Source organism: Mycobacterium sp., from assembly GCF_050701515.1.
Taxonomy (GTDB): Bacteria; Actinomycetota; Actinomycetes; order Mycobacteriales; family Mycobacteriaceae; genus Mycobacterium.
Map to the genome: position 1 here is coordinate 1 of NZ_JBOGDB010000271.1, position 6,305 is coordinate 6,305.

At 66.4% G+C, this 6,305-nt stretch carries 8 protein-coding genes; 4 read left to right on the forward strand and 4 right to left on the reverse strand.

Features of this window, described 5'->3' with window-relative positions:
* The first annotated feature begins 47 nt into the window (after nt 1-47).
* From ipdF to ACRDU5_RS20230, 4 genes are all read left to right on the forward strand, one after another.
* Nucleotides 48-836 (forward strand): (5R,7aS)-5-hydroxy-7a-methyl-1-oxo-2,3,5,6,7,7a-hexahydro-1H-indene-carboxyl-CoA reductase, encoded by a 789-nt coding sequence (gene ipdF, locus ACRDU5_RS20215; RefSeq protein WP_526616634.1) that lies wholly within the window; start codon nt 48-50, stop codon nt 834-836.
* Complete coding sequence (gene kstR2, locus ACRDU5_RS20220; RefSeq protein ID WP_526616636.1) at nt 833-1,480, forward strand: TetR family transcriptional regulator KstR2; 648 nt, start codon at nt 833-835, stop codon at nt 1,478-1,480. Before ipdF ends, kstR2 begins: the two co-directional genes overlap by 4 nt.
* 2 nt (nt 1,481-1,482) lie before the next feature.
* Nucleotides 1,483-2,643 (forward strand): steroid 3-ketoacyl-CoA thiolase FadA6, encoded by a 1,161-nt coding sequence (gene fadA6, locus ACRDU5_RS20225; protein ID WP_526616638.1) that lies wholly within the window; start codon nt 1,483-1,485, stop codon nt 2,641-2,643.
* Between the two features lie 91 nt (nt 2,644-2,734).
* Nucleotides 2,735-3,592: an endonuclease domain-containing protein gene (locus ACRDU5_RS20230; protein ID WP_526616640.1), complete on the forward strand. Its 858-nt coding sequence runs from the start codon at nt 2,735-2,737 to the stop codon at nt 3,590-3,592.
* Between the two features lies 1 nt (nt 3,593).
* Here the strand turns inward: ACRDU5_RS20230 and ACRDU5_RS20235 are convergent, their stop codons facing one another.
* From ACRDU5_RS20235 to ipdC, 4 genes are all read right to left on the reverse strand, one after another.
* A complete protein-coding gene (locus ACRDU5_RS20235) occupies nt 3,594-4,331 on the reverse strand; it encodes a hypothetical protein (RefSeq protein WP_526616642.1) in 738 nt (245 codons plus the stop codon).
* Nucleotides 4,328-4,957, reverse strand: a complete 630-nt coding sequence (locus tag ACRDU5_RS20240) for a SatD family protein (protein ID WP_526616644.1) — start codon at nt 4,955-4,957, stop codon at nt 4,328-4,330. The genes ACRDU5_RS20235 and ACRDU5_RS20240 overlap by 4 nt, the downstream gene beginning before the upstream one ends.
* Nucleotides 4,944-5,243: a GMC oxidoreductase gene (locus ACRDU5_RS20245; protein WP_526616646.1), complete on the reverse strand. Its 300-nt coding sequence runs from the start codon at nt 5,241-5,243 to the stop codon at nt 4,944-4,946. The genes ACRDU5_RS20240 and ACRDU5_RS20245 overlap by 14 nt, the downstream gene beginning before the upstream one ends.
* Before the next feature lie 13 nt (nt 5,244-5,256).
* Nucleotides 5,257-6,305 (reverse strand): (3aS,4S,5R,7aS)-5-hydroxy-7a-methyl-1-oxo-octahydro-1H-indene-4-carboxyl-CoA dehydrogenase (ipdC, locus tag ACRDU5_RS20250; RefSeq protein WP_526616648.1); only part of this gene is annotated, 1,049 nt, incomplete at its 5' end.

A 6,305-nucleotide genomic window follows, 5' to 3' on the forward strand; every position in this document is an offset into this window, starting at 1 on the left:
ATCATCGCCGAGCGGGTGCTCGGCCTACCCCGTGAGGTGAAGGGCGCATGAGCCTGGCGGAAGCGCCGAAAGAGATTGACGGCCACGGACTTCTGGCGGGCAAGGTGGTGGTCGTGACCGCCGCGGCGGGCACCGGCATCGGGTCGGCGGTCGCGCGGCGCGCACTGACCGAGGGCGCCGACGTCGTCATCTCCGACCACCACGAGCGGCGGCTGGGTGAGACCCGCGACCAGTTGGCGGAACTCGGGCTGGGCCGGGTCGAGAGCGTGGTGTGCGACGTGACATCGACCGCACAGGTCGACGCTCTGATCGCGTCCACCACCGCCCGGATGGGACGGCTGGACGTGCTGATCAACAATGCCGGCCTGGGTGGGCAGACACCGGTTATCGACATGACCGACGAAGAGTGGGACCGGGTGCTCAACGTGACGCTGACGTCGGTGATGCGCGCAACCCGTGCGGCGCTGCGGTATTTCCGCGACGCCGACCATGGTGGGGTGATCGTCAACAACGCCAGCGTGCTGGGCTGGCGGGCGCAGCACTCCCAGTCGCACTACGCGGCGGCCAAGGCCGGCGTGATGGCGCTGACCCGGTGCAGCGCCATCGAGGCCGTCGAGTACGGCGTTCGGATCAACGCGGTGTCGCCGAGCATCGCCCGGCACAAGTTCCTGGAGAAGACGAGTTCCTCCGACCTGCTGGACCGGCTGTCCGAGGGCGAGGCGTTCGGTCGTGCCGCCGAACCGTGGGAGGTGGCCGCCACCATCGCGTTCCTGGCCAGTGAGTACTCCAGTTACCTGACTGGAGAAGTGATTTCGGTGTCGAGTCAGCATCCATGACGAGTCCCGCGGCCAGTCAGCCGGCAAGCAGACGCGACGAGCTCCTAGAGCTCGCCGCGACGATGTTCGCCGAGCGCGGCCTGCGCGCGACCACAGTGCGCGACATCGCCGACTCCGCCGGCATCCTGTCCGGCAGCCTCTATCACCACTTCAAGAGCAAAGAGCAGATGGTCGAGGAGGTGCTGCGCGACTTCCTCGACTGGCTGTTCGGCCGCTACCAGGAGATCGTCGACATCGAGCCCAATCCGCTCGAGCGATTCAAAGGTTTGTTCATGGCGTCGTTCGAGGCGATCGCGGACCGGCACGCGCAGGTCGTCATTTACCAGGACGAAGCGAAACGGCTCTCCGCTCAGCCTCAGTTCGACTTCGTCGAGGCTCGCAACAAAGAGCAGCGCAAGATGTGGTTGGACGTGCTCAACCAGGGCATCGAGGAGGGCCACTTCCGCCCGGACATCGACGTCGACCTGGTGTACCGGTTCATCCGTGACACCACCTGGGTTTCGGTCCGCTGGTATCAGCCGGGCGGACCGCTGACGGCCGAGCAGGTCGGCCGGCAGTACCTCGCCATAGTTCTCGGCGGAATCACCGCCGCCGATGAGCGCTTGCGCGAAGAGAATCAAACATCAGCATCCGAAGGAGATTAACCATGCCCGAGGCGTACATCGTCGACGCAGTGCGGACCCCCGTCGGCAAGAAGAATGGTGCACTTGCCGCCGTGCATCCGATCGACCTGGGCGTGCACGCATTTCGCGGTCTGTTCGACCGCGTCGACGTCGATCCGGCCGCGGTCGACGACGTCATCGTCGGCTGTGTCGACGCGATCGGTGGCCAGGCCGGCAACATCGGCCGCAACGCCTGGCTGGCGGCCGGCTATCCCGAAGAGGTGCCCGGCGTCACCGTCGACCGTCAGTGCGGATCGAGCCAGCAGGCCATTTCCTTTGGCGCCCAGGCGATCCTCTCCGGCACGGCCGACGTCATCCTGGCCGGCGGCATGCAGAACATGAGCCAGGTCCCGATCGCCTCCGCGATGGTGGTCGGTCAACAGTTCGGGTTCACGTCGCCGACCGGCGAATCGGAGAACTGGCGGCATCGCTATGGCGACGAGGAGATCTCGCAGTTCCGCGGCGCCGAGCTGATCGCCGAGCGCTGGAACATCTTCCGCGAGGAGATGGAGCAATTCGCGCTGACCAGCCACCAGCGGGCGTTCGCGGCGATCCGGGGCGGACATTTCGACAACGAGATCATCGGCGTCTCGGTCAATGGGGCTGACTTCCGCATCGACGAGGGCCCGCGCGAGACCACGCTGGAGAAGATGGCGTCGCTGCAACCCTTGGCCGAGGGCGGTCGGCTGACCGCGGCGGTGGCCAGCCAGATCTCCGACGGCGCCAGCGCGGTGCTGCTGGCCTCCGAACAGGCGGTCAAGGATCACAAGCTGACCCCGCGGGCCCGCATCCACCACATCAGCGCGCGCGGCGCCGATCCGGTGTTCATGCTGACCGGGCCGATACCCGCGACGCGCTATGCGTTGGAGAAGACCGGGCTGTCGATCGACGACATCGACACCGTCGAGATCAACGAGGCGTTCGCGCCGGTGGTGTTGGCCTGGCTCAAGGAGATCAAGGCCGACCCGGAGAAGGTCAATCCGAACGGCGGTGCGATCGCGCTGGGTCATCCGCTCGGCGCGACCGGCGCCAAGCTGTTCGCCACCATGCTCAACGAGCTCGAGCGCACCGGCGGCCGCTACGGCCTGCAGACGATGTGCGAGGGCGGCGGCACCGCCAACGTCACCATCATTGAACGCCTCTGAGCCACTGTGAACTGAGCGACGCAGTTACGGCGTGTCGCGTCGCCCTGTTCACACTCATTAGCTTGTCGGTGTCCGGCGGCAATATGGCGCCATGGACGAAGTGCCGTGGCCCTTCTTGGGCTCAGAGGCGCTGGCGGCAAAGGCGATCCCCGAGCGGGCGATGCGATCGTTGTACGAGGCCGTCTATCCGGATGTCTACGTGCCGAGCGGCATCGAACTGACCGCATGTCAACGCGCCAAGGCCGCGTGGCTTTGGTCGCGACGACGCGGCGTCGTCGCCGGACAGTCGGCAGCGGCGTTGTTGGGTACAAGGTGGGTCGAGCCGCTGCAGCCGGCCCAGTTGATCTACAACAACCGCCGGCCTCCGCCGCTGCTGGCGGTGCACACGGACACGCTGCTGGCGGGCGAAACGGTTCAAGTGGACGGCATCACGGTAACGAGCGCCGCTCGAACGGCGTTCGACCTCGGTCGCCGCACACCACTTCCAAAGGCGATCCAACAGCTCGATGCACTCGCACACGTGACGGATGTCAAGGCGGTCGATATTGAGGCGCTGATAGCTCAGCACCGCGGCGAGAGGGGTTTGGCGGGTCTGCGTCGCGTATTGCCGCTCGTCGATGGTGGTGCCGAATCACCGCAGGAGTCAACGACCAGACTCGTGCTCATCCAAGCTGGGTTCCCGATACCGCAAACCCAGATTTCGGTCTTCAACGAGTACGGAGATCTATTGGCTCGGATCGACATGGGGTGGGAGCAATGGCGTGTCGGTGTCGAGTATGACGGTGCACAACATTGGACGGATCCCGAGCAGCGGGAGCGTGACATAGATCGACTGGTCCAGCTCGAAGCCGAAGGTTGGATCATCATCCGCGTCAGCAGCGACCTTCTTCGCTATCGCCGAGGCACCCTTATCGCGCGAGTCGGCGAGGCTCTGCGCTCGCGAATGTGAACTATTGCGCGAGGGCGAGGCCGCCGAGCGCGACGATCCAGCTGGCGAAGCTGCCGACGAGAAAGTACTCGACGACGTCGTCGATGCCGATGTTCCCGTTTTCGCGGGCCTTCTGGGCGTTGATCTCCGGGAACCGGATGATGCTCTTGGCGGCGACGACGGCGGTGGCCGCCGCCAGCTGACCAGCCAGACCGAGCCCGAGAATCAGCAGCCTTTCCATCGGGCCGAGCAGCCGGCCGCCCTTGAGCCGGTCGGACGGCTGCGGTTCGCCGACCGGCTTGACCGCGCCGACCGAGCCAAGTACCAACCGCACCAACTGATTTCCCGTCGCCAATTGCAGCAGCACCACGCCGACGACCATCAACAGTCGATTGGCGCTCATGCCTTCAAGGCCAGGCAGGTCTACCCACGTCGACCAGCGTTGCGCCAGGCCTGCCGCATCAGAACCCCAGCCGGACAACACAATCAGCAGCGCGACCGCCGCCCCGAACAACGTCAGCGGGGTCAGCTCGTGCTCGCCGGTGCGCTCGGCGCGATCGCACAGCACGACCCAACCGACGGTTGCCGCCGCCCCGATCAGCAGCAGCGGAATGTCGCCCACCCGCCACAGTGCCCCCAGCAGCGCACAGCCGACGACCACCAAGGGTGCAACGACCAACGACGGCCACAGCCGGGCAGTCGATCGCCGGCACACGTCGGCAATGCCCATCGCAATGAACATGACCGCCAGCGCCGTCATCGCACGTTCCGCAGATAGTGCGACGCCTGCACAATCAGGTCCAGGCCGTCGCGGCCGGCGCGCTGCGACACAGCCGAGGCGCTGATGCCCTCGGCCGCGGCGATGTCCTTCTTGGTGTGGTCACTCAACAGGCCCTTCAGAATGCGTATCGATCGGTCATCGAGCGATCCAAGCAGATGGTCCCGACATATCAACGCAGCGTTGATCGCGTCGACGTCTCCGTCGCCCCGAAAGGATGTGCGCACCAGGGCCAGGCCAGGCTGCCGCTGAGCCGACGCCGTCCAATCGATGGCTTCACGCGCTGCCCACCATCCCGGTCCGTCCTGGATGCCGGCGGCGTCGAGCACCGTCACCTCACCCCAACCGATACCGAACCGGATGTCGACGCCGGGCGCGACCGCCAAGCGCACCGATAACGCCGCGTCGATCGCCAGGCCGACGGATGGATAACTGCCCTGGAACTCGTCACCGACGGTGAATGCCGGTGGGTCGATTGCCGTCGGTGCGGCGGCGGATAGCGCCGAGGCCAACGTTCGATGCAGCCCGGTGCGGTCGCCGGCCTGACGCGAGCCGATGACGTCGCCGATGACCGTCGCGAGTGAAGTTATTTCCTTAGCCGCAGCCATATGAAGAGTATACCTTCATAATGACCAAATGAAGTGTATTACTTAATGAACTCGGCGACGCCTGCACGCGTAGCTCGGGGTCGACCACGCCGTCGCTTTCCGTTCCGATGCGGGCTGTGCAGGCCGGGTGGTACGTGTGCGCGACGTGGCGGCGCACCTCCTCCTCGAGATCGGCCCGGCTGGCGACCTGCGGCCCGGGGTGAATCTCCTCGCCGAGGAACTGCGCGAGAGGGCCGCTGGCGGCGACCTCCCGGGCCCGCTCGATGGCGGTGACCATTGCGTCCATGTCGGCAAGGTGCCTAGTCAACCAGTGCGGCCGCAGCCCGCAGATGCTTGACCGCGTCGCTGACGATGGACTCGATCAGCTGCGCGCACGACGGCAAATCGTCAAGGATGCCGGCGACCTGGCCCGACGCCAGCACACCCGCGTCGGTGTTGCCCTCGACCAGCCCGGCCTTGAGCAGCATCGGGGTATTGGCGGCCATCACCACCTGCGACCAGGTCAGGTCTTCGCCGTGTCGCATCTGGCGGCCGTCGCTGATCATCGACCGCCACGTCATCTGCGACATCCGCTTGAACTTCAGCGCGTTGCGCAGCGCGGCGCTGAAACCCCGCAGCCGCGAACCACTCTCCAGCTTCTCGACCAGTCCGGTGCGCAGCACCCGATGCGGCATGCCGTCGACGCGGGTGGACACCACGGTGCCGTCCAGTCCCGCCTCCAAGTATCGCCGCTTGACCGAGTCCGGCACGGTGGAATCCGAGGTGAGCAGGAAGCGGGTGCCCATCGCCACGCCCGCGGCGCCGTACGACAACGCGGCAGCCAGGCCGCGGCCGTCGAAGAAGCCGCCCGCGGCGACGACCGGAATGTCGACCGCGTCGAGCACGGACGGCAGCAGCAGCGTCGTCGCCACCGGTCCGGTGTGGCCGCCGCCCTCACCGCCCTGGACGATCACGGCGTCAGCACCCCAGCCCGCGACCTTCTTGGCGTGCTTGGCGGCGCCGACCGACGGGATTACCACCACGCCGGCCTCTTTCAGGCGCGCAATCAGTTCGGGCTTGGGCGCCAACGCGAACGACGCGACCTTCACTCCCTCGCGGATCAACAGGTCGACGCGATCATTCGCATCACCGGCATCCGCGCGGATGTTGATGCCGAACGGCTTGTCCGTCGCCGCCTTGACCTTGGAGACTGCGGTCTGCAGCTCGTCCAATGTCATCGTGGCCGAGGCGAGGATGCCCAATCCGCCGGCATTGGCGGTCGCCGACACCAGCCGCGCACCCGCCACCCAGCCCATCCCGGTTTGCACCACCGGATGCTCGATGCCGACCAGCTCGGTCAGCGGTGTGC

Excerpts from the sequence above, each read along its gene's own strand:
- ipdF (WP_526616634.1), top strand. The coding sequence starts at position 48 with ATGAGCCTGGCGGAAGCGCCGAAAGAGATTGACGGCCACGGACTTCTG.
- ACRDU5_RS20230 (WP_526616640.1), top strand. The coding sequence starts at position 2,735 with ATGGACGAAGTGCCGTGGCCCTTCTTGGGCTCAGAGGCGCTGGCGGCA.
- fadA6 (WP_526616638.1), top strand. The coding sequence starts at position 1,483 with ATGCCCGAGGCGTACATCGTCGACGCAGTGCGGACCCCCGTCGGCAAG.
- kstR2 (WP_526616636.1), top strand. The coding sequence starts at position 833 with ATGACGAGTCCCGCGGCCAGTCAGCCGGCAAGCAGACGCGACGAGCTC.
- ACRDU5_RS20240 (WP_526616644.1), bottom strand. The coding sequence starts at position 4,957 with ATGGCTGCGGCTAAGGAAATAACTTCACTCGCGACGGTCATCGGCGAC.
- ACRDU5_RS20235 (WP_526616642.1), bottom strand. The coding sequence starts at position 4,331 with ATGACGGCGCTGGCGGTCATGTTCATTGCGATGGGCATTGCCGACGTG.
- ACRDU5_RS20245 (WP_526616646.1), bottom strand. The coding sequence starts at position 5,243 with ATGGACGCAATGGTCACCGCCATCGAGCGGGCCCGGGAGGTCGCCGCC.